The following is a 22,208-nucleotide window of genomic DNA, read 5'->3' as shown; positions in this document are numbered from 1 at the left end:
CTAAAAACCTGATTTGCATTTCGCTGGCGGGGGTAGGCCAGGAAACCGCGGGTGACGGTTTTAAGATTTTCAGGTGGGTCGGCCCCCGGATCGCGGGGATCAGGCCCATGAACCTCATAAAACAAAGCCCACTGCTCGCACAGTGGGCTCGTAGGTCAGCTATTAGTCACGCAGTTACTGAGGGGAGACTTCGGTCTTCGGCTTGCCGAAGTGCCATTCGTAGACCACGAACTTGAAGTCTTTCAGGTCGCCTTTCTCGTCATACGACAGGGTGCCGGTCGGGGTCTTGAAGGAGCCGGCGTGGATGGCGGCTGCCACCTTGTCGGTGTCTTCGGACTTGGCGGCTTCGATGCCTTTGGCGATCAGTTCGACTGCCGAGTAGGCCGGGAACACGAACGGGCCGCTTGGGTCCTTGCCGTCAGCCTTGATGGCGTCGACGATGGCCTTGTTCTCAGGGTCGGCGTCGAACGACTTCGGCAGGGTCACCAGCAGGCCTTCGGAGGCGTTCTGAGCGATCTGCGAGATGGAATCGTTACCCACGCCTTCCGGGCCCATGAACTTGGCTTTCAGGCCTTTTTCCTGGGCTTGGCGCAGGATCAGGCCCAGCTCTGGGTGGTAGCCGCCGTAGTAGACGAAGTCGACGTTGTTCTGCTTGAGCTTCTGAATGATCGAGGAGAAGTCCTTGTCACCGGCGTTCAGGCCTTCGAAGACGGCAACCTTGGTGCCTTTCTTCTCCAGGGTCTGCTTGACCGCGGTGGCGATGCCTTCACCGTACTGCTGCTTGTCGTGCAGAACGGCAACCACTTTCGGCTTGACGTGGTCGGCGATGTAGTTGCCGGCGGCCGGGCCCTGGGCGCTGTCCAGGCCGATGGTGCGGAAGATCAGCTTGTAGCCACGGGCGGTGATTTCCGGCGAGGTGGCAGCCGGGGTGATCATGATCACGCCTTCGTCTTCGTAGATGTCGGACGCTGGCTGGGTGGAGCTGGAGCACAGGTGACCGATGACGAACTTGACGCCGTCGTTGACCACTTTGTTGGCGACTGCCACGGCCTGTTTAGGGTCGCAGGCGTCGTCGTATTCCTTGGCTTCGAGCATCTTGCCATCGACGCCGCCCTTGGCGTTGATATCCTTGATGGCCTGCTTGGCGCCGATGAACTGCATGTCGCCATACTGGGTCACAGGGCCGGTCTTAGGGCCCGCGATCCCGATCTTGATGGTATCGGCGGCAAACGAATGGCTGGCTACCCCGGCCAGTACCATTGCGGCGAACAGCTTGGAAATCTTGATCATAGTGCTCCACTCATTCTGTTGTAATTCTTATAGTCCTGGCGGCCAGGGCTACAGACCGGGCGGGATTTGCGGTATGGCCACGCCACACTGCATGCCCACCTTCCCCCGGAACATGTCCCGGAACTGTACCGGTACAGTGTAGAGCGCTGGTCGCGCGCTTGAAAAGCGGGCAAAAAGTGCCTGTTCCGCGGGTTGTCGCATGATCGACACAAAGATACAGAAAAGCGCCATCACTTTGCCTGCATCCTCGGCCCCACCCCACAACTTCGGGGCCAATCGACCAAATTACATATTTGAAACCGGGTTTTTCTGCAAAAATGCCGGCCTTTTTTCATTAGCCAAATTTGCGGGTAGAAACCCATGACTGATCAAACAAGCACCCTCTATGCCAAATTGCTCGGCGAGACGGCGACAATCGAGTGGAAGGCTTTGGAGCGTTTCTGGGCCAAGGGTGACCTGATTTGGGTCGACCCTGGTCTCGACCTGATCGAGGTTGCTGCGGCAATGGCCGAGAATCGCAGCGAGATCTTCGCCAAGTGGCGCAGTGATGGCACTGTCGGGCCGCTCAGTGCCGAGCAGGCGCTCGACCTGCAAAGCCGCGATCCAGAGATCTGGGCGGTGGTGGTTTCGCCGTTCATCGTGATTCAGGTCAAGCAAGCGGAATAACGACGCGCTTTTTTAGTGCGTAAAAATACGCAGCCGCCCCATGCTGGTGCTTGTTGACGCTCACGTAAGGTGGAAGTTGGTAACAGTGGTGGGCTGATTCGGCGCTGCGGTAACAGTTTACGGGATGCGTAATTGGGGCCGCCAAGCGGCCCCGGCAATTTCAGTAGTCCACTCGCCCGGTATGGCTGTTCAGCGAAATCACCCGGGTCTTGCCAATGCGGTGGCGGAAGATCTCACGCAGGTACTTCACTGCCTTCTTCACGCATTCGCGAGACAAGCGAATATCGTTGATCGACACGAAGCGGCTCTTGTCGTTGATCAGCTCGCGATACTTCTTCTCGTACATCGGCTTGATCGCGTACCAGTTGGTGTCGAGGATCTTCGCCGGGTTCTCGAACTCGCTGAGCAGGTCGTCGATGCGCTCCTCCTCGAAGTGCTCGCTGGTGATGAATTCGAGGATGGCGTTGTCCAGGGTGTCATCGAAGCGGTACGGGGTGCGGGCAAAGCAACGCTTGATGAAGGCCACGATCAGGGTCAGGAAGTCGTCCGACAGGCACGGGCTCTTGGCGATCAGGGTGGTCAGCGACAGGTTGGCCGAGGCGCCGATCACCAGCGCGTAACGCTTGAGCGTGGTATTGGGGAACAGGCTGTTGAGGTGCGTCTTGAGCCGGTTCAGGTCCATGTACGACAGCTTGTAGTCCTTGGGCAGCGAGACAATCGACACCACCGACGAGCAATTCTTGAAGAAGTGCAGGTCATGCAGGGCGGCGGCGTCGTACCCCGAGGCCTGGTATTGCTCCAGGGCCGCGCGGTAGCGGCGCGACTCGATCGGCAGCAGGCTGATGCCTTCGATGGCCTGGGTCTGCTTGTTGAAATGCGGCAGGTCGATGGAGCGCAGGAACAGGTCGTCGATGTCCAGGCGCGGGGTTTCGCGTTCGAACACCTTGAACTTGTCCGTGCCTGGCGCAGCTACTTCGGGCACCACCGATTCGGCATAGGCAATTGCCACCGGGCCGGCCAGGCTCATGAACAGGTCGTTGGCGTCCAGGCGGATGGTTTCGCCAATGTCGATGCCGGCGCGGCGGAAGTAGTTCTGGTCGTAGTCGGTGGTCACCGCCTGGGCGGTGAGGATGTTGAAGATCTGCTGGGAGATGTACTGGTTGGCGTGCTTCTCCATGGCGTTGACGTCGATGTTGTGGATGGTGCCGTCATCGCTTTCTTCGGCGTAGCGCATGATGTCGTTGGAGATCAGCATCATCGCGTTCCATGGGCGGATACGGCCCATCACGCTGGCTTCGCTGCTGTCTTCGTTATCGAAGTTGTACGAGAAGTCCCATTCTTCCGACAGGTATTTGCACAACAGCCGGCCGGCGTTGATGTGCAGGGCTTCGGACATTTCGCTGCGATGGTCCGTAGCATTGGGCAGCACGCAGATCCCGCTGGTGAAGATCGGCTCGAAGACGAACGAGTGCCCGCTCTTGCCGTCGTTTTCGTCGGCAGGCTTGGTATCGAAGGTCTTGTTCATGTACGAGTACTGCTGGGCCAGGCCGAACTCTGAAGCCATGCCTGAACCGGTACCGCCACCGGCACTGAAGATGTAGAAGTACAGCCGCGACTGGTTGGCCTTGATGCCGCAGGAGTCGATCAGGTACGAGTGGATCAGCTTCCAGTCGGCGCTGGAGAAGCGCTGGGTGTCCTTGTTGAGGATGATCTTGGCCAGGTACTGGCCAAGGATCGGCGCGTTGCCGGCACCGCCTGCATGCACCTCGGACAGGTCCATGATCTTCATCTTGCTGTAGTCGCGCAGGAACTCGCCGCGCTCGCCCTTGCGCGAGAAGCGGATACGCCCGGCGATGTCCTTGTCCAGGTCGCCGAGCATCACCAGCGGCTCGACCAGGAACACCGGCTTGACGCCCTTGTTCTGCACCAGGCGCAGGTTCTGGCGGATCCAGCGTGCCGGGCTGTAGCCCGACTCGCCCTTGAGGCGGTCTTCGTTGTTGAACTCGTTGAGGAAGAAGGTACGGGCGTTGTAGACCAGTTCGGCCACGTCCAGGGCGATGTTCGAGCCGCAACGGCCCAGGCCGATCAGGCAGACCGACGGAAACTGCTGCTCCAGGCGCAGTGGGTCGTCGTCCTCGATGTGCTGGTTGCTGGGGAATACCAGGTCACGCAAGCCGTCGAGGTTGTCGAGGATGCGCTGGATGTCCTGCTCGGTGAAGTACAGGTACTGCTGTGCCGGTGAGCTGCGTGTCGGCAGAGTGTCACGAACACCACTGGCGGTCGGTAAGTTGGGGAGAGTCGAAGACTCGGGGACCGCATTGGCAGAAGTGTTCGTAGAGGTCATAGTGCGCCGTTTGCCTGGTGTAAGTGATTATCAGAGGGTTATGCCATATGGCCATCACGCAAAACGCCGCGACTCTATCAGTGCGCCATTTGCGGATGCGATAGGGGTTTCCCTTACTTGTTTTAAGGAATTTTTTGTCGAGCTGGCATTGCATCGCCCGTTTGTCACGCTTCTTTAATCTTCTGACTGGAGTCGTTCATGAGTACTGCACTGCCTTCGTTGGGATTCGCCGGGATTGGCCTGATGGGCTTGCCTATGTGCCGGCGCCTGTTGGCTGCGGGTTATTCGCTGACGGTGTGGAACCGCAGCCCGGACAAATGCGCCGCGTTGGTGGCCGCCGGTGCGCGCTTGGCGGCAAGCCCCGCCGAGTTGTGCCGTGACAGCGACATGGTGCTGCTGTGCCTGGCCGACACGGCGGTGGTGCGCGAGGTGGTGTTTGGCGAGCAAGGCATCGCCGAAGGCGGGCGCAGCGGGCAGTTGCTGGTGGATTTCTCCAGCCTGGAGCCGACCGCCACCCGGGAAATGGCTGCCGAGCTGGCTGCGCTGTGCGGCATGGCCTGGCTGGACGCCCCGGTTTCCGGTGGCACGCCAGGGGCCGAGGCCGGCACCTTGGCGATCATGGTGGGTGGCGAGGCTACGGACCTGCAGCGGGCGCGCCCGGTTCTGCAGGTGCTTGGCCAACGGGTGACGCACATGGGCGGTGTGGGGGCAGGGCAGGTGACCAAGGCCTGCAATCAGATGATCGTGGCCTGCAATGCCCTGGTGATTGCCGAAGTGGTGGCGTTGGCCGAACAGTCAGGCGTCGACGCTACCTTGATCGCCGAGGCCCTTGCCGGTGGCTTTGCCGACTCGAAGCCGCTGCAGATCCTCGCGCCGCAGATGGCCGAAAGCCGTTTCGAGCCGATCAAGTGGCATGTGCGCACCTTGCTCAAGGACCTGGACGGTGCCGTCAAGCTCTCCCGCGAGCAAGGCACGGCAACGCCGCTCAGTGGCCTTGCCGCGCAGTTGATGCGCTTGCACGGTAGCCAGGGGTATCTGCAAAAAGATCCGGCGACCCTGGTAGAGCTGTATCGCAACAAGGCTTGAACACGCTGTCCTGGCGCTCGAGCCGATCGAGCAGCGAGCGTAGTTCGCTCAGCGGCACCGGGCGACTGAGCAGGTAGCCCTGCAGGTAGTCGCAACCATTGCTGGCGAGGAATTCGTGCTGCTCGACGGTTTCGACGCCTTCGCTGACCACTTCCAGGCGCAGGGTGTGGGCCATGGCGATGATGGCCTGGATGATCTCGCGATCTTTCAGGCTGCCGGGCACATCCTGCAAGAATGAGCGGTCGATCTTCAGCACGTCCAGCGGCAGGCGCTTGAGGTAGGCCAGCGACGAATAGCCGGTGCCGAAATCGTCGATCGACAGGCTGACACCCTGGCCGCGAATGCGTTTGAGCAGGCTGACGGTGTGCTCGATGTCACCCATCAGGGCATTTTCGGTGACCTCCAGTTCCAGGTGGCGAGGTGCCAGGCCTGCCTGGAACAGCGCTACTTCCACTTCGTTGGGCAGGTTTTCATGGCCCAGGGTCACCGCTGAACAATTGACCGTGACCTTGAGGCTGGTGAAACCATGTTGCTGAAGCCGGGCCAGGTCCTGGCAGGCATGGCGCAGCACCCACAGGTCGAGGTCGACGATCAGGCCGTTGGCTTCGGCAATGCCAATGAACCGGTCAGGCCCCATCAGCCCGTGCAGCGGGTGCTGCCAGCGCACCAGCGCTTCGAGCTTGGCCACCTGGCCGGTGCGCAGGTCGAAGATGGGTTGGTAATGCACGCACAAACCTCGTTCTTCGAGCAGGGCAATGCGCAGCTCTTCCTCCAGCTGCAAGGCCAGGCTGGCACGGCTTTTCAGGCTGCTGTTGAAAAAGTGCAGGCTGTTGCGCCCGCTGCCTTTGGATTGATAAAGGGCCAGGTCGGCATGCTTGAGCAGTTCTTCGGCGGTCAGGCCATCATCGGGGTAGATGCTGATGCCGATGCTGGTGGTCATGACCATGCGCCGGCCGCCCAGATCAATCGGGTCCTTCATCCGTTGCATGATGCGCTGGGCCAGGTGGCGCGCCTCGTCGCGGTTGTTGAGGCTGGTGACCACACAGAATTCGTCGCCGCCGAAGCGGGCGACCAGGTCGTGGCTGCGGGTGGCAGCCTTGATATGGTTGGCGATCACCTTGAGCAATTCGTCACCGGCATCGTGGCCGAGGCTGTCGTTGATCCGCTTGAAGTGGTCGATGTCGAGGAACATCACGGCCAGGCGGTGCTCGCCAGGATCCTGTTGGGCCAGGCGTTCGGCGAAGATCTGGTTGAAACCACGGCGGTTGACCAGGTTGGTCAGGGCGTCGTAATGGGCGGCCTGCTGCAGGGATTCGCGGGCCTGGTCCAACTGGCTGAGCAGCACACCGTAGCGGCGCAGGTCGTCTTCCTTGCTCTGCAGTTTCTTGTCGGCCAGGGCCGCGCTGATGCTGCTGCCGCTGATCAGCAAGGTGATGAAGGCTACGGTCAGCCCCAGCTGCAGGCTGTTGTCGGTAGAGGGCAGGCTCAGGGCGGTGGAGGTGGGGATGACCAGGGTCATGGCGGCCATGGCGGTGAAATGGGTGGCGACGATACCACTGGCCATCAGCAGGCTGGCGCCATACTTCATGGTCTGGTGCAGGCGGCCGCTGCCATTGCGGAAGTAACGGGCCAGCAGCAAGGCGGCGAAGCTGGTGAGCAGGGCGATGGCGGCACTGCTCAGCAGCAGGGTGGTCTGGTAGTACTGCTGGGCACCGGTCTGCAGCGCCGCCATGCCGACGAAATGCATGAGGATGATGCCCAGGCCGATGAGCAAGGCGCTTTGCAGGTAGTGGTGCGCACGCATCTCAGTGCGGTCGAGGCTGGTCATTGCCAACCACGCCACCACCAGTGCGATCAGCAGTGACAAGCCGGTCAGCGACACGTCGTAGTGCATTTCCACTGGCGCCTGGAAGGCCAGCATGCTGATGAAGTGCATGGCCCAGATGCCGCCAGCCAGGCAACAGGCACCCAGCATGCGCCACTGCCGCTGAGCAGCGGGGTGTTCGCTGTGGGATTGGCGTTCGGCCATGTCGAGGGTGGCGAAGCAGGCAGCGCTGGCCACCGCAAAGGCGATCAGGATCAGCAGCGGTTCATGGCTGCAGTCGATGACGATGCGCCCGGTTACCGGCAGTTCGGTGAACAGTTGCAGCCCCAGCCATTCCATTGCTTGCCCTTTGCTCGAGTTTTCACTCGTCTCCGTTCAAGCGTTGTGGAGACTGTTCTGGGGCAGTATAGAAACAGCGGGTTAAACCTTCCTGAGTAATGGCACTTTGGGTGCAATGATTTGGTTCTGAAGGCGATAGCCAGCTGGCATAACGAACTGGGGGGCGCCTAGCGCCCCCCAGTCATGTGGCCAGTCGATCAGCCGGCGACCAGTACACGAATCGCTTCGAGGCGCAGCGCGGCCTTGTCGAGCATCGCCAGGCCTTGTTCACGTTGCTTGCGCAGCGCATCGATCTCGCTGTCACGCACGCTCGGGTTGACGGCCTGCAGTGCGGTCAGGCGTGCCAGCTCTTCATCGGCCTCGGCGAGCAGGCGACGCTGGGCTTCGGCCACACGCTCGACGTGGACTGGCATGATCTTGGCCTCACCACCGCTGATGCGCTGGGCCAGCACGTCACGCTGGGCCTGGACGAACTTGTTGGCGCTGGCCCGTGGCACGCTTTCGAGTTGGTCGTTGAGGGTTTCGAACGCCACGCGCGAAGCCAGGTCGTTGCCGTTGGCATCGAGCAGGCAGCGCAGTGCCGCTGGCGGCAGGTAGCGACCCAGCTGCAGGCTGCGCGGCGCCACCACCTCGCTGACGAACAGCAGTTCGAGCAGCACGGTACCCGGCTTGAGTGCCTTGTTCTTGATCAGCGCAACGGCGGTATTGCCCATCGAACCGGACAGCACCAGGTCCATGCCGCCCTGCACCATCGGGTGTTCCCAGGTGAGGAACTGCATGTCTTCACGCGACAGGGCCTGGGCACGGTCGTAAGTGATAGTCACGCCTTCGTCGTCGCCCAGCGGGAAGCTGGCGTCGAGCATCTTCTCGCTCGGTTTCAGGATCAGGGCGTTTTCCGAGTGGTCTTCGCTGTCGATGCCGAAGGCGTCGAACAGGGTTTCCATGTAGATCGGCAGGGCGAACTGGTCGTCTTGCTCAAGAATCGCCTCGACCAGCGCCTGGCCTTCACCGGCGCCACCGGAGTTGAGCTCCAGCAGGCGGTCACGGCCGCTGTGCAGCTCAGCCTCCAGGCGCTCGCGCTCGCCGCGGGCTTCGCTGACCAGTGCGGTCCAGGCCTTGGCATCGCCACCTTCGAGCATTGGCAGCAGGCGTGGGCCGAACTGGTGCTGCAGGGCGTTGCCGGTCGGGCAAGTATTGAGGAAGGCGTTGAGGCCATCGTGGTACCACTGGAACAGGCGCTCCTGTGGGCTGTCCTGCAGGTACGGGATGTGCAGTTCGATGGTGTGCTTCTGGCCGATACGGTCGAGACGGCCGATGCGCTGTTCGAGCAGGTCCGGGTGGGCCGGCAGGTCGAACATCACCAGGTGATGGGCGAACTGGAAGTTGCGGCCTTCACTGCCGATCTCGGAGCAGATCAGCACCTGGGCGCCGAATTCCTCGTCGGCGAAGTAGGCCGCGGCGCGGTCGCGCTCGAGGATGCTCATGCCTTCGTGGAACACCGTGGCCGGGATGCCGGAACGCACGCGCAGGGCGTCTTCCAGGTCCATGGCGGTTTCGGCGTGGGCGCAGATCACCAGGACCTTGGTGCGCTTGAGCATCTTCAGCGTGTCGATCAACCAGTCGACCCGTGGGTCGAAGCGCCACCAGCGTTCGTCATCGCTGACTTCACCCTGGGCCTGGAACGCCACTTCAGGGTACAGCTCGGCGTGTTCGCCGGCTGGCAGGTCCTGGTATTGCTCAGGGTTGGCCAGCGGATACGGGTGCAGCTGGCGCTCGGGGAAGCCCTGGACGGCCGCACGGGTGTTGCGGAACAGCACGCGGCCGGTGCCGTGGCGGTCGAGCAGTTCGCGGATCAGGCGGGCACTGGCCTGGGTATCGCCATCATTCACTGCAGCCAGCAGCGCTTCGCCTTCGGCGCCGAGGAAACCCTGAATGGTGGCATGGGCCTTGGGTGACAGGCGGCCTTCTTCAAGCAGCTCCTGCACGGCCTCGGCTACCGGGCGGTAGTTTTCACTCTCGGCGCGGAACGCCGCGAGGTCATGGAAACGGTTGGGGTCGAGCAGGCGCAGACGGGCGAAGTGGCTGTCCTGGCCGAGCTGTTCGGGGGTCGCGGTCAGCAGCAGCACGCCCGGGATCACCTGGGCCAGTTGTTCGACCAGGCCGTATTCGGCGCTGGCCTGCTCTTCGTGCCACACCAGGTGGTGCGCTTCGTCGACCACCATCAGGTCCCAGCCGGCCGCGAACAGCGCGTCCTGGGCCTTTTCGTCATCGACCAGCCATTCCAGGGCGACCAGCGCCAGCTGGGCATCCTCGAACGGGTTGCTGGCGTCGCTTTCGATAAAGCGCTCGGCGTCGAACAGGGCGACCTGCAGGTTGAAGCGCCGGCGCATTTCCACCAGCCACTGGTGCTGGAGGTTTTCCGGGACCAGGATCAGCACGCGGCTGGCGCGGCCCGACAGCAGCTGGCGGTGAATCACCAGGCCGGCTTCGATGGTCTTGCCCAGGCCTACTTCGTCGGCCAGCAGTACGCGCGGGGCGCTGCGGTCGGCAACTTCGCGGGCGATGTGCAACTGGTGGGCGATCGGTTGCGCGCGGCAACCGCCCAGGCCCCACAGCGACGACTGCATCTGCTTGCTGGTGTGGTGCAGGGTGTTGTAACGCAGGCTGAACCACGACAGCGGGTCGATCTGCCCGGCGAACAGACGGTCGCTGGCCAGGCGGAACTGGATGAAGTTCGACAGCTGGGTTTCCGGCAGGGTGCGCGCCTGGTTCTGGGCATCCAGGCCGTGGTAGACCATCAGCCCGTCGATGTCCTCGACCTCGCGCACGGTCAGCTTCCAGCCTTCGAAGTGGGTGATCTGGTCACCCGGCGAGAAGCGCACGCGGGTCAGCGGCGCATTGCGCAGGGAATACTGGCGGGTGTCGCCAGTGGCCGGGTAGAGCACGGTCAACAGGCGGCCATCCTGTGCCAGGATGGTCCCCAGGCCAAGCTCCGCTTCACTGTCGCTGATCCAGCGTTGCCCCGGTTGATACTGCTGCGCCATACTGCCTGAACTCCCGCGATGAAAAGCCGGCTATGTTAACGGATAGGCCGGGCGGACCATAGACCAGAAGTCCATGAGTCTAGCTGTTTCATCGCAGATTACGTCTTGCTGACGAGGGCTTCGCACCGATATGCCGCTCAAGCACCGCTGGTTGCACACCTCCCTGGCCATGGGCAGCTTGCTGCTGCTGGCTGCCTGTGAACAGAAAAATTTTGAAACCCTGCCTGCGATCCCGGTCGAGCAGCTCGAAGTGCTGGGCGTGCAGACGCCGATCAAGAGTGTGCACTTCCGTGACCGAGACGGCGAGGGGCTGCTGGTGCTCAGCCGCAACGATGGCCAGGCGGTCGATGCCGAGTCCGAGCAGGAGGTCGACAAGGTGGTGCTCAAGGCCACCCTGTACGGCCGCACCGCCGAGCGCGACGCGTTCAAGCCGCGCTGGCAGATCGAACAGGAAACCACCTGCCCGGGGCTGGACCTGGATGTCGACTTCTATACCGATGTCAGTGACGTCAGTGACCTGAACAAGGACGGTGTCGCCGAAGTGACCGTGGCCAGCCATGCCTTCTGTGGTGGCGGCATCGATCCGCACGACATCGCCATCGAAATGCGCGAGGGGCAGAACGCCTACACCATCACCGGCCAGTCGCTGATCACCCCGGCAGGTGAAGAACCGGTTGGCGGCGAGCGTGAAGACAGCGCTTCGTTGAAGAACGCCCCACAGGTGCTGCGAGAGCACATGGATTCGGTCTGGCAGCAGGTCTACAAGCGGCCCTGGAGCGAAGCCAGCCCGCCAGCCGACGACGACGACCCTGAGGAAGAAGCCGAGTAACGGCTGTCTATACTGGCATGGCGCGGCCGTGAGTGGCCGCACATCCTCACTTTCGACGCTCAAGCTGGCTAACGGATGGCCGATACAGTGGGCATAGGAGAATTTCCATGCTGCCGCCGATCATCCCGCTCAGTGCTGCCCCGGTGACTTCGCAACTGGACCCGGTGAAACAGACGCCCGACATCAAGCCGGTGGTGCCGGTGCAGCCTTCGTCCAATGAAAGCGCCATCGACCTGAAGCAGCAGCGCGACCCGCAGGAGCAAGTCCTGTTGCTGCGCGAAGAGCAGCGTCGCCAGCAGCGGCGCAACAACAAGGGCGAAGCGGAGCTGTACAGCGCCTTGCCGGGGGACGAAGTAAACGCCGACAACACCGTGCCGGTGGCGCCGCTGATGGGTGAGAACCCACGCCAGGGCCTGCTGGTCGACATCGAAGTCTGACGCGGGGCTGGTCACGGCCAGCGCCTGGCTTCATGATGCAAGTCTCTGTAGATCGTCGAGCCCACCCATGAGCCAAGACAACCTCATCGACTTCGATGCCGAGCGCGCCAAGCGCATCCATGACCTCAAGGAAAAACGCCTGAACGAAGTGCGCCAGGCGTTCGAGCAGGCCATGCCGCTTGCCACCGCGAAGAAGAAGAAGCCCAAGGGCAAGCCCAAGAAGCGCTGAAACTTGACGCAGGTCAACCCTGCACCCGCCTCGCGTGCCCGGTCCCGGGCAGCATTGACCCTGATCAATTTTCCCCGCCCCCGTATTCGTTACCTTGCATCCATCGGACAACGGCAAACGAATCGGGAGGCCAGCATGTTCTTCGACAATGTGGTTATCGCGGGCGTGGTAACGGTCGGGTTGATGTTTGCATTCTTTGCCGGTCTGGGCATTTTCATCTGGAAGGACTCGCAAAAGCGCAAGCCGCGCTGACCTTTCGGATTCACGAGCACGCAAGGCATTTAGGGCGACTTCGGTCGCCCATTTTTTTGCCTGCGTTTTTTGTCGACAAAGATGATTAGCTAGCTAATTAATCGTCTTGGCAGTATCCTTCGCGCTGTTGTCTATCGTTTATCCAAACATCCCCCGCAAGGTCCGTTTCGTGCCCATCACCTTCCAGGCCCTGTTTGCACCCAGCAGCCTCGCCATCAAGTTCGCCATCAAGACCCTGCTGGGTGGGGGCCTGGCACTGTGGTTGGCCATGCGTTGGGGGCTGGAGCAACCGTCCTGGGCATTGATGACCGCATTCATCGTCGCCCAGCCGTTGTCGGGGATGGTGGTGCAAAAGGGCCTGGCGCGCCTGGCCGGCACCTTTGTCGGCACGCTCATGTCGGTGGTGTTCATCGGCCTGTTCGCCCAGACGCCATGGCTGTTCCTGATCACCCTGGCGCTGTGGCTGGCCTTGTGTACGGCGGCTTCCACGCAATTGCGCAGTGCCTGGGCCTATTCGTTCGTACTGGCCGGCTACACCGCAGCGATCATCGCCTTGCCTGCCATCAATCATCCCTTGCAGGTGTTCGACCAGGCGGTGGCGCGTTGCACCGAAATCTGCCTGGGGATTTTCTGCGCCACTGCCAGCAGTGCCCTGATCTGGCCGATGCGGGTCGAGCAGCAGCTCGCCGGGCAGGCCCGTCAGGCCTGGCAAAACGGCTTGCAGGCGGCAAGCGCCATGCTCGGCGGCGAGGATGAAGCACGCAAAGGGTTACTGGACAGCCTCGGCCGCATTGTCGCCATCGATACCCAGCGCGAGCACGCCTGGTTCGAGGGCCCGCGCGGGCGGCTGCGGGCCAAGGCCATTCGCGGCCTGAGCCAGAAGCTCATGGTATTGCTGCGCATTTCACGTTCGGTACGCCGACAGTGGCGGCAACTGGACGAGCACGAAGCCGGGCGCCTCGGTCCTTGGCTTGAAGAGCTGCGTGCCGTGCTGGTCAGCCCCGATCAGCCGAGCCTGCTGGTGTTGCGCCAGCGTATCTGGGACGCCGCGCATGATGAGCAGATCAGCTCTGCCGAGCACTTCTGCCTGGCACGCATGGCCTTGCTGCTGGACTTCGCCATGGCCGCCACCCAGGCCCTGGACGATGTCGAGGCGGGCAGGGCGCCGAAGGATGTTGCCCAGGGCCTGGCGGTGCACCGCGACTGGTCGCTGGCCTTGTTGTTCGGTTCACGCAGTGCCTTGGCCTTCCTGGTGATGAGCAGCTTTTGGCTGGCCACTGCCTGGCCGTCGGCGCCTGGCGGCCTGGTGCTGACCTGCGTGGTCTGCAGCCTGTTCGCCAGCCGCGAGAACGGCGCGCAGATCGGCCTGAGCTTCTTGCGCGGCATCTTCCTGGCGATCCCGGCCGCCTTCCTGGTCGGGCAGATCATCCTGCCGCAGTGGAGCAGCTTCGCCATGCTCTGCCTGGGCATGGGCGTGCCGCTGTTCTTCGGGGCGCTGGGCATGGCCCATCCGCGTACTGGCGCCACCGCCACCTCTTATTGCCTGCACTTCATCGTGCTGGTTTCACCGCTCAATGCCATGACGTTTGGTGTGGCGACCATGCTTAACAGCGCCCTGGCCATGTTGGTGGGCGTGGGCGCTGCGGTGCTTGCGTTCCGTCTGTTGGTGTTCCGTCACCCGGCCTGGCTTGGCCGGCGCCTGCGCGCGGCGACCCAGAGTGACCTGGTGCGCCTGACCCGGCGCGATCTGCGCGGTGCCGACAGCTGGTTTGGCGGGCGCATGGCCGACCGCCTGATGCAGCTGGCTCGGCATGCCAGCGAGTTGCCAGCCACCGAACGCAAGCGCTGGGATGATGGCCTGCATGGGCTGGATATCGGTGACGAGCTGGTGCACTTGCGCATGTGCCTGGCGGTGGCCCAGGTGCCATTGGCCGGCGCCGAGCGCGAATACCTGCAGCAGGTCGAGGCAGTGCTGGCCAAAGGCCCGGCGGCTGACCGCGGGCAGCGCCTGGATGTGGCCAGCGAGCAGTTCATCGCGGCTTTGCAGCGGGCGCCGGCCAGTGACCCGTTGCGCCTTGCCCAAGGCGCTGTGCTGCAGTTGCAGAAAAGCTGGGGGAAATGGTGCCGTTCGCAGGAGGATGCCCATGGGCTTGCGTGAGTGGGAGCTGGGCGGTGTGCTGTTCAGCCCGTTCCTGATTTATGTGCTGATGGCGCTGGCGCTGACCGGCGTGCTGCGCCTGGTGGTACAGGCCACGCCGCTGGGGCGCTGGATCTGGCATGAAGCGCTGTTCGACACGGCGTTGTTCGTTTGTGTGCTGTTCCTGGTAGTTCGCCTGCTGGGGCCTTTGTAAGGAGTGATTCAATGCGTGCCGTCGTCCGTACCCTGGTGACCTTGTGCGTGGTCGCCGTTGCCGTTCTGGCCGGCTTCAAGCTCTGGCAGTACTACATGCTCACGCCTTGGACGCGTGATGCCCGGGTGCGCGCCGATGTGGTGGTGATCGCCCCGGACGTGTCTGGCTGGGTGCGTGAGCTGAAGGTGCAGGATAACCAGCAGGTCAAGGCTGGCGACCTGCTGATGAGCATCGATCGCGAGCGTTTCCAGGCGGCATTCGAACAGGCCAGCGCGGTGGCTGAAACCCGCGCCCAGCAGCTCCACCTGCGTGAGCGTGAAGCGGCGCGGCGCACGGCATTGGGCCCGGAGGCGATCAGTGCCGAACTGCGCGAAAACGCCCAGATCAATGCCGCCGTTGCCCGGGGTGAACTGCATGAAGCCGAAGCGCAGTTGCAAGTGGCCAGGATCAACCTGGCACGCAGCGAAGTGCGGGCACCGCGTAGCGGGCACATCACCAACCTGCGCCTGGCCCAGGGCAACTATGTGAATACCGGTGAATCGGTGATGGCCCTGGTGGATGATTCGACGTTCTACATCCAGGCCTATTTCGAAGAGACCAAACTGCCACGCATTCGGGTTGGCGATGAGGTGAAGGTCTGGCTGATGGGCGCAGGCGATGCGATGCAGGGCCATGTGGAAAGCATCAGCCGTGGCATCACCGACAGCAACAGCAACCCGGACAGCCAACTGCTGCCAGTGGTGGAACCGACCTTCAACTGGGTGCGGCTGGCGCAACGGATTCCGGTGCGGATCAGGCTGGAGCAGATTCCCGAGGGCGTGCACCTGAGTGCGGGGATGACTGCCAGTGTGCAGGTGCATGAGCATCAGGCGCAACAGTGATGGCCATAGGGCCGGGCGGCTGCTGGCGTCGCAACTCGACCTGATGCCAGACGGCGAAAACCTTGGCACAACGATGAGCACATGCGCTAGTCTGCCCACTGCGCGTCGCCCAACAGAGGCGGCCGTTACCTGCCTGGCGTGCGTCACTTCCGTTCATTTGCGAGGTTACGTCATGGCCATCACTTCCCAGGACATCTGCAGCGCTGCCGACCAGCTCAATGGCTTTGTCGGTTTTCATGGCAAGCGCGGCGTCCATATCGTGCGGTTTTCCGAGGACGCGTTCGGCATGGACGTGGCGGATGACAGCATCACCCCCTGCAGCGAATTCGTCTGGCGGCCGCAACAAGGCGCACGCATGGCGCTGTGCCGGGAACGGCTGGCACTGTTGCTGGAGCAGCATGTGGACGACCGGCTGAACATTGGCGAGCCGTTGCGTATCTACCTGCGGCGCAGTGACCTGCCGGAAATCGTGGCTGAACGTTCGCTGCGCTGAGCCGCGGTTCAAGAAGCGCCTGCGGCGCCCCCAGGTTTCTGTTGCAACAATTGCTCGAAGCCGGCCTTGTCCAACGGTCGGCTCAGGTAGTAACCCTGCACTTCATGGCAGCGGTCTTTCTGCAGCGCCCGTAATTGCTGTTCGGTTTCCACGCCCTCGGCGGTTACCGTCAGCCCCATCGCCTCACCCAGGCTGATGATCGCCTGCACCACGGCGCGGTCGCTGCCAGTGCTATTGGCCAGCCCGGCGATGAAGCGCTTGTCGATCTTGATGCTGTCGAACGGGTAGGTCCGCAGGTAACCCAGCGAGGAATAGCCTGTGCCGAAATCATCCATGTTCAGCCGCACGCCCAGCTCCTTGAGCGCGAGCATGGTGCCCAGGGCGCCTTCGATGTCGTTGAGCATCACGTTCTCGGTAATCTCCAGCTCCAGCCGCTGGGCAGGGAAGCCGGTTTGCAGCAGGGTTTCGCGCATGTCGGCCACCACGTCACTGCGCATGAACTGCGCCGGTGACAGGTTCACCGAAACCAGCAGGTGGTCCGGCCAGTCGCGGGCCGCGCGACAGGCTTCGCTCAGCACCCAGCGGCCCAGGGTGACGATCAGTCCGCTTTGCTCGGCCAGCGGGATGAAGGTATCCGGTGCGAGCAGGCCTTCTTGCGGGTGCTGCCAGCGCAGCAAGGCTTCGACCGAGACGATGCGCAAATCGCTCAGGCGATAGCGTGGCTGGTAATGAAGGACGAACTCGTTGTTCTTCAGGGCGCGGCGCAGATCGTTTTCCAGCTGGCGGCGGTACTGGATCTGCTGGTTCATCGCCGCAGCGAAGTAGCGCCAGGTGCCCTTGCCATCGACCTTGGCCTGATACAGGGCGATATCGGCGCAGCGGATCAGCTCGCCGGCATCGAAACCCTGGCTGTGCGTCTGGGCGATGCCGATGCTGACACCGATGTGCAGTTGCTGGTTTTCAAAGGTAATGGGTTGCTGCAGCAGTTCGACCAACCGCCGGCACAGGCGGTCGACTTCACTGTGGCTATCCATGCCTTCCAGTACCAGGACGAATTCATCACCGCCCAGGCGTGCCACCAGGTCGACGTCGCGGGTGGTGTCGCGCAGGCGTGCGGCCACTTCCTGCAGCACGGCATCACCCGCCGTATGGCCGAGGGAGTCGTTGATCGGCTTGAAGTTGTCCAGGTCGAGCAGCAGCAAGGTCAGCGGCGGTGACTCGCTGCCATACAACAGGGCCTGTTCCAGGTGCCTGGCCAGCTTGTTGCGATTGGCAAGGCCGGTCAGTGGGTCGTGCATCGACAGGTGCTGGATGCGCGCATGGGCCTCGACTTCATCGGTGATATCGCTGGCCGTACCGCGAAAGCCGACGGGCTTGCCATCGAGCCGGATTGCCCGTGCCGATATGCGGCAATAGCGGCTCAGGCCGTTGTGGTCGCGGTAGGCGCAACGCAGGTTGGCCGGTTGTTCCGAATCGGCCTCGATCTGGCCATCGAGCCAGGCTGACAACGGCGTGGTTTCACAGCTGAGCAGTTGATTGAGCGGTTGGCCAAGCCAGGCCTCGACCGGGTCGCCGGTAACCCTGACGAAGCGCTGGGAGAGGTAGGTGAGCCGCTGCTGCCGGTCAGTTTCCCAGATCCAATCGGAGGCGGCCTCGGCCACTGCGCGAAAACGCTGCTCACTGGCTTCCAAGGCCTGATTGCTCTTCTGCAGGCGCTGCAGGCTGAGATCGATGGCGCGGGAGCTGCGCAACGCAAGGCGAAACAGGTAAAGCATCACCAGGCCCAGTATCAGCAGCGCGCAGAGCAAGGGCGGCAACACCGCCCAGAGCAGCTGCCGCCCGGGCATCGGGCTGATCCAGGCCAGGCGATAACCGGTGTCGCCCAAGGCGATGTGCTGGTGACCGCGCTCGTGCTCCTCGTTCTTCTCTACATGCATGTGCGCAAGGCCAGCACCTTCGCCCAGGTGCGCGAGCTTGGCCTCGGTGAGTTGGTCGACGAACAGCATCACCGGGGCCTGGCTCACGTCTGCTGCGCTGACGTCCTTGTCCGGGCGCACGGCGGCGGCGCTGAGTACCGCCGGCCAGTTGTTGAACAGGACGAAACGGGTGATCTGCTCGCGGGCGCTGGCGGCTGCGCGTGCGGCCTCGATGATTTCCGCCAGGGGCGCATCGATGAAACTGCCCGCAACTGCTTCGGTAGGCGCACCTTTGAACAGTGCATAGGTGGTGCGCTGGTCATCGACCACAAACACCCCTTCGTAGCCGCTGGCACTGTACAGCGATTCACCAACGTTCTTCTCTTTATAGGCCCACTGCCAGTCGACCTTGCCTGCCAGGTGCTCGAAGGCGGCGTCCCACACCGCGTAGCTGGACAGAAACTGCCGGGAGGCCAGCAGGCGTTGCTCCAGCGCCTGGGTGGCATGGAAGGCGCTGCGTTGTTTCTCCTGCTGGTCGAGGGTGGCCGCGATGTTGAACAGTGCGCCCAGGGTGACCAGGCAGGCGAGGCCGAAGACCACGCAGAAAACGCCGATCAGGCGACGGACCTGAAGGCGAGGGAGAGGGCTGGCGGTCCTGGCCATGCGCAAACGACTCCTTGATGACTGCAACGCCCTGCCGAGCAATCAGCAAGGAGGTTCAGTCAGGATAGGCCAGCCTGAGCGGGGTGGCCTCGCCTTGGGCGAAATTGACCTGGTCGCGGCCGCGGCGCTTGGCGCTGTACAGCGCCTTGTCGGCCTGTTCCAGCCAGTGCTCGGGGGACTGCAGGCCGGCGTGGAAAGCTGCCAGGCCGATGCTCAGGCTGATGCGCAGGTGCGGCAGCTGTGGGTTGCGGTAGCCCGCGACCTGCTCGCGCAGACGCTCCATGGCCTGGCAGGCCTGGGCCTCGCTGGTGGCGGGCAGGATCACGCAGAACTCATCGCCGCCATAGCGCCCGGCCTGGTCGGATTCGCGCAGGTTGCGCTTGAGCTCCTCGCTCATCTGGCGCAGCACGCAATCGCCGACCACATGGCCGAAGGTGTCGTTGATGGCCTTGAAGTGATCGATGTCGATCAGCGCGATCACGGTGGATGACTGTTGTTGCCGGCAGGCCTGGAACCTGAGCAGCAGCAGGTCTTTCCAGGCACCGTGGTTGAGCAGGCCGGTCAGGCTGTCGGTCAGGCTCAGGGCGCTCAGGCGACGCTTGTGCTCGCCCAGTTTGATCGCCAGGCGGTAGCAGACCCAGCCCAGTGCCAACGGGTACAGGGTCAACATGGGCAGGCAGGCGTAGATCTGCAGCGCCGTGGCGTTCAGCTGCAGCCCGGTGCCCAGCAATGCGCTGGCCAGCAGCATGCCGGCCAGCTGAGCCATTACCCCGCGAACGATCAGGCGCTTGCCGCCCGCGGCCACGTTGTTCATGGTCATCATCGACAGCACGGTCACGCTCGGCAGCGGGTTGAAGTGCATGGCTGCGGTCCAGAAGCCGCCCAGCAGCGAGTCCAGCAGTATGTTGCGCTCTTCCGCCTGATAAGGGGCCGCCGAACGCGATGCCCACTGATAGGCGACATGTGGCCAGAGCAGGCCATTGAACAGCAGCAGCGCCCAGACCCAGCTTGGCGGCGACAGCGGTGCCACGGCAGCGGCTACGCTGAACAGGCCGATCCCCAGGCCGATGACACGCGGCAGGTAGATGCGCTTGACGAAAGAAAGTCCCTTGCCGCTGCGATTGTCCATCATGGTCGTTGTTCTTCTGCTGGGGTGCCGTTTATCGCATAACTCACGTGAATATTGTTGAACAGTGTTTCATCGACGAAAAATGACCTTACAAGCCAATTCACGGTTGATGTGATCCCTGTGGGGTAACATGAAGCCTTTCCTCTTGCTTGGAGTGTTGCTGCTCATGGCTCCCATGGCTAATCCTGGCGACCGATCGGCGCCACAGCGGGACGGACGTTTTCACAACCAGGCCAGCCTGCCTCAGGATGGCGTGCTTAAGAAGCTGCGCATCGGCCTCAAGTACCTGCTGCTGCGCAAGCCGCCGCAAACTCGCCCGGCAGCAGCGCTCAGCGTGCAGCCCATGACCCGCGAGCAGGTACTCGATGCACCGGACCACAGCCTCTGGCGCCTGGGTCATTCCACAGTATTGCTCAAGCTGCGCGGTCGCTACTTCATTACCGACCCGGTTTTCGCCGAGCGCGCCTCGCCGGTGCAATGGGCCGGGCCGCAGCGCTTTCATGCGCCACCGCTGGGGCTGGATGAGTTGCCGCCGCTGACGGCGGTGATTTTGTCCCACGACCATTTCGACCACCTCGATGAGCAGGCGATACGGCGGCTGGCCCCGCGTGCCGAGCGCTTTCTGGCCCCGCTCGGGGTGGGTGACCTGCTGATCGAGTGGGGAGTGCCTGCTGCAAAGGTGACGCAACTGGACTGGTGGCAGGAAACCGAAGTCGAGGGTGTACGTTTCGTCGCCACCCCCGCGCAGCACTTCTCCGGGCGTGGCCTGTTCGACAGCAACCGCACCTTGTGGGCCTCCTGGGTACTGATAGATGACCAGACGCGGGTGTTCTTCAGCGGTGATACCGGTTACTTCACCGGCTTTGCTGAAATCGGCGAGCGCTACGGGCCGTTCGACCTGACATTGATCGAGACCGGTGCCTACAACGTGGCCTGGCCCAACGTACACATGCAGCCGGAGCAAAGCCTGCAGGCACATCTGGATTTGCGAGGGCGCTGGATGCTACCGATCCATAACGGCACCTTCGATCTTGCTATCCACGGCTGGCAGGAGCCGTTCGAACGCATTGTCGCCCTGGCTGGGGCGGCCCAGGTGCGGCTTAGTACGCCACAGATGGGCGAGCGGGTGAGCATCGACTCACCCCACGAAGGGCAGAACTGGTGGCAGCCGCACCCGGCGCCTCAGCGGGGCAGGGCGGTCGAACGGGCATTGGCGGCGGACTGAGTTCAGTCCTGGCCTGGCTGACGCTCTTCGTTCTTTAATAGGTGCGATGGCGGCTTGCCGCTGTCGCTGCGTACCTGAGCATGGCTGATCAGGGCGAAGATGCAGCTGCCGCCGATGATATTGCCCGTCAGGGTCGGCAAGGCGAACTCCAGCCAGAAGCTGCGCCAGGTTTCGTCGCCGGCCCACACCAGGTAGGAAACTTCCACCGAGCCGACGACGATGTGGGTGAAGTCACCCAGTGCCATCAGGTAGGTAATCATCAGGATGATCCAGATCTTGGCATGCTCCATGGACGGGATCATCCAGACCATGGTGGCGATCATCCAGCCCGATACGATGCCTTTGGCGAACATCTGACTGATGTCGTTCTTCATGACCTTGCGCCCGATCTCGAGGAAGGCCACATCGGTCTTGCTGTCGAAGATCGGCAGTTCGAGCATTACCCAGGCCACCAGCAAGGTGCCTGCCAGGTTGCCGAGCAGCACCACGCTCCACAGCCGCAGCAAGCGCCCGAGGTTGGCCAGGGTTGGTGTGGTCATGACGGGCAGCACGGCGGTGAGGGTGTTTTCGGTAAACAATTGCTGGCGTGCAAGGATCACCGCAAGAAAGCCGGCGCTGTAGCCGATGCTGGCGATGACCTGAGCACTGTCGCCTTCAGGCAACCGGGCATAGAACAGCCCCATGGCCATCAGTGACAGGCCCATGCTCAGGCCGGCGGCAAGGGCGGACCACCAGAGCGCCGCCAGCGTACGCTCCAGTTCCTGGTCGCCCTGGTAACGAATGATCTCGTGCAATACTGCTGCCCGCGGCGGCTGGTTATGGCTGACTTCCATCTCTTCGTCCGCCGACAGGCCGGGGGTTTTTTCGCTCTGCGCATCGCTCATGGCCGTTATGCTCCACGGGGTGGTTCTCTACAGAGCAGCGCTTGATGCATTTAGTTGCCAGGTGGCCGCAGATGAATATCGAAAGTTTTTTCAGATCAAGGTGTTGACTCTGATTTCAAAGCGCGTATTATTCGCCTCCTCGCAGCGTTGAACGCAACGAGGCAAGCGGTAAGTTGTTGAAGTTGAACGCTTTTGAAAGAAAGCAGCTTCGGAAAAACTTCAAAATAAACGCTTGACAGCAAATGAGGAAAGCGTAGAATGCGCGCCTCGGTTGAGACGAAAAGCTCTTAACCAAACGCTCTTTAACAAATCGAATCAAGCAATT

General features: G+C 62.5%; 18 protein-coding genes. 11 read left to right on the top strand and 7 right to left on the bottom strand.

Features of this window, described 5'->3' with window-relative positions; translation table 11 throughout:
- Positions 1-174 precede the first annotated feature (174 nt).
- Positions 175-1,290, bottom strand: coding sequence for a branched-chain amino acid ABC transporter substrate-binding protein (locus F6X59_RS02995; protein WP_103449448.1), 1,116 nt, complete (start codon positions 1,288-1,290; stop codon positions 175-177).
- Positions 1,291-1,650: 360 nt separating this feature from the next.
- On the opposite strand from F6X59_RS02995, the gene F6X59_RS02990 reads away from it, so the two are divergent.
- A complete protein-coding gene (locus F6X59_RS02990; protein ID WP_152954416.1) occupies positions 1,651-1,956 on the top strand; it encodes a DUF2288 domain-containing protein in 306 nt (101 codons plus the stop codon).
- A gap of 160 nt (positions 1,957-2,116) precedes the next feature.
- Here F6X59_RS02990 and F6X59_RS02985 read toward each other — a convergent pair whose 3' ends face one another.
- Positions 2,117-4,300: a hypothetical protein gene (locus tag F6X59_RS02985; RefSeq protein ID WP_152954414.1), complete on the bottom strand. Its 2,184-nt coding sequence runs from the start codon at positions 4,298-4,300 to the stop codon at positions 2,117-2,119.
- Positions 4,301-4,498: 198 nt separating this feature from the next.
- Between F6X59_RS02985 and F6X59_RS02980 the strand changes: the two genes are divergently transcribed.
- Entirely contained in the window at positions 4,499-5,386 is an 888-nt protein-coding gene (locus F6X59_RS02980) for an NAD(P)-dependent oxidoreductase (RefSeq protein ID WP_152954412.1), read from the top strand.
- Here F6X59_RS02980 and F6X59_RS02975 read toward each other — a convergent pair.
- Both F6X59_RS02975 and rapA read right to left on the bottom strand, forming a co-directional pair.
- Entirely contained in the window at positions 5,286-7,550 is a 2,265-nt protein-coding gene (locus F6X59_RS02975) for a bifunctional diguanylate cyclase/phosphodiesterase (RefSeq protein ID WP_152954410.1), read from the bottom strand. The genes F6X59_RS02980 and F6X59_RS02975 overlap by 101 nt on opposite strands.
- A 197-nt stretch (positions 7,551-7,747) precedes the next feature.
- Positions 7,748-10,594 (bottom strand): RNA polymerase-associated protein RapA, encoded by a 2,847-nt coding sequence (rapA, locus tag F6X59_RS02970; protein ID WP_152954408.1) that lies wholly within the window; start codon positions 10,592-10,594, stop codon positions 7,748-7,750.
- 130 nt (positions 10,595-10,724) lie between these two features.
- On the opposite strand from rapA, the gene F6X59_RS02965 reads away from it, so the two are divergent.
- The 8 genes from F6X59_RS02965 to F6X59_RS02940 all read left to right on the top strand — a co-directional run bounded on the left by F6X59_RS02965 (position 10,725) and on the right by F6X59_RS02940 (position 16,066).
- Complete coding sequence (locus F6X59_RS02965) at positions 10,725-11,423, top strand: M949_RS01915 family surface polysaccharide biosynthesis protein (protein WP_152954405.1); 699 nt, start codon at positions 10,725-10,727, stop codon at positions 11,421-11,423.
- Positions 11,424-11,530: 107 nt separating this feature from the next.
- Positions 11,531-11,860, top strand: coding sequence for an aspartate-semialdehyde dehydrogenase (locus F6X59_RS02960; protein ID WP_152954403.1), 330 nt, complete (start codon positions 11,531-11,533; stop codon positions 11,858-11,860).
- A gap of 67 nt (positions 11,861-11,927) precedes the next feature.
- The gene (locus tag F6X59_RS28330; RefSeq protein ID WP_165837386.1) at positions 11,928-12,089 is read left to right on the top strand and encodes a hypothetical protein; all 162 of its coding nucleotides are present in this window, start codon (positions 11,928-11,930) and stop codon (positions 12,087-12,089) included.
- A 135-nt stretch (positions 12,090-12,224) separates the two neighbouring features.
- The gene (gene ccoM / locus F6X59_RS28805; RefSeq protein ID WP_275898203.1) at positions 12,225-12,341 is read left to right on the top strand and encodes a cytochrome c oxidase subunit CcoM; all 117 of its coding nucleotides are present in this window, start codon (positions 12,225-12,227) and stop codon (positions 12,339-12,341) included.
- A 169-nt stretch (positions 12,342-12,510) separates the two neighbouring features.
- Positions 12,511-14,499 (top strand): FUSC family protein, encoded by a 1,989-nt coding sequence (locus F6X59_RS02955; RefSeq protein ID WP_372240286.1) that lies wholly within the window; start codon positions 12,511-12,513, stop codon positions 14,497-14,499.
- Positions 14,486-14,692 carry a DUF1656 domain-containing protein gene (locus tag F6X59_RS02950; RefSeq protein ID WP_152954401.1) on the top strand — a complete coding sequence of 69 codons (207 nt, stop codon included), beginning with the start codon at positions 14,486-14,488 and terminating at the stop codon, positions 14,690-14,692. The genes F6X59_RS02955 and F6X59_RS02950 overlap by 14 nt, the downstream gene beginning before the upstream one ends.
- A gap of 11 nt (positions 14,693-14,703) precedes the next feature.
- The gene (locus F6X59_RS02945; protein ID WP_152954400.1) at positions 14,704-15,573 is read left to right on the top strand and encodes an HlyD family secretion protein; all 870 of its coding nucleotides are present in this window, start codon (positions 14,704-14,706) and stop codon (positions 15,571-15,573) included.
- Positions 15,574-15,745: 172 nt separating this feature from the next.
- Positions 15,746-16,066 carry a DUF2025 family protein gene (locus F6X59_RS02940; protein WP_152954398.1) on the top strand — a complete coding sequence of 107 codons (321 nt, stop codon included), beginning with the start codon at positions 15,746-15,748 and terminating at the stop codon, positions 16,064-16,066.
- Positions 16,067-16,074: 8 nt separating this feature from the next.
- Here F6X59_RS02940 and F6X59_RS02935 read toward each other — a convergent pair whose 3' ends face one another.
- Positions 16,075-18,645: an EAL domain-containing protein gene (locus F6X59_RS02935; RefSeq protein WP_152954396.1), complete on the bottom strand. Its 2,571-nt coding sequence runs from the start codon at positions 18,643-18,645 to the stop codon at positions 16,075-16,077.
- A gap of 55 nt (positions 18,646-18,700) precedes the next feature.
- On the bottom strand, positions 18,701-19,774 hold the full coding sequence (locus tag F6X59_RS02930) for a diguanylate cyclase (RefSeq protein WP_152954888.1): 1,074 nt from the start codon (positions 19,772-19,774) through the stop codon (positions 18,701-18,703).
- A gap of 130 nt (positions 19,775-19,904) precedes the next feature.
- On the opposite strand from F6X59_RS02930, the gene F6X59_RS02925 reads away from it, so the two are divergent.
- Positions 19,905-20,999, top strand: coding sequence for an MBL fold metallo-hydrolase (locus F6X59_RS02925; RefSeq protein ID WP_152954394.1), 1,095 nt, complete (start codon positions 19,905-19,907; stop codon positions 20,997-20,999).
- 2 nt (positions 21,000-21,001) lie between these two features.
- On the opposite strand, the gene F6X59_RS02920 is transcribed toward F6X59_RS02925, so the two are convergent.
- Positions 21,002-21,883, bottom strand: coding sequence for a formate/nitrite transporter family protein (locus F6X59_RS02920; RefSeq protein ID WP_152954392.1), 882 nt, complete (start codon positions 21,881-21,883; stop codon positions 21,002-21,004).
- Positions 21,884-22,208: the final 325 nt, after the last annotated feature.

Origin of the sequence: Pseudomonas sp. MN1F, from assembly GCF_009391885.1 — a bacterium.
Classification (GTDB): Bacteria; Pseudomonadota; Gammaproteobacteria; order Pseudomonadales; family Pseudomonadaceae; genus Aquipseudomonas.
This window is presented reverse-complemented; position numbering and strand designations above follow the sequence as displayed.